Raw genomic sequence first — 710 nt, forward strand, 5'->3', positions numbered from 1 at the left:
TCCTCCCTGCTAATCTCGCTTATGTCATCTATACCTCCGGTTCTACGGGATGGCCGAAAGGCGTTATGATCGAGCATCAGGGGGTAGTAGCATCCACCTATTCAAGGATTGTAAAATATGAGCCTGTCAAATCACAATTATTAATATCTAGCTACTCATTTGACTCATCGGTTGCAGTTTTATTTTCGGTATTGTTGATGGGAAGCAAACTAATTTTGAGCAAAAATGAATCATTTAAGGATATTGATAGTATCAAAAATTTGTTAAGTATATCTGACATTATTTTATGCGTTCCTTCATATTACAAGTTTCTGTTAGAAAATAACTTACTATTCAATTCTGGGATATCAAAAGTCATAATGGCTGGAGAAAAATTAGATAAGTCGTTAGTTAATCTACATTACAACAGGGGAGTTTGTATTAATTTATACAATGAATACGGCCCAACTGAGAATAGTGTATGGTCAACCGTTACAGAAGTAAATCCAGAAGAAGAGCTAATATCCATAGGCAAACCTATAAATAATGTAAATGCCTATATATTAGATACTAGCATGAACCTATGTGCTATCGGCGTAATGGGAGAAATTTTCCTGGGTGGTGTGCAGCTTGCGAGGGGTTATCTTAACCGTTCTGACCTGACTGCCGAAAAGTTCATCCCCCACCCTTTCAGTACCGTAGCCGGTGATCGTATCTACAGAACTGGTGAC

The 710-nt window shown here is 37.9% G+C and carries 1 protein-coding gene; it reads left to right on the forward strand.

The window, feature by feature from the left end:
* Window positions 1–710 (forward strand): AMP-binding protein (locus AB6735_RS28025; protein ID WP_370999486.1); only part of this gene is annotated, 710 nt, incomplete at both ends.

It is taken from the genome of Mucilaginibacter sp. RCC_168 (assembly GCF_041355315.1).
Classification (GTDB): domain Bacteria; phylum Bacteroidota; class Bacteroidia; order Sphingobacteriales; family Sphingobacteriaceae; genus Mucilaginibacter.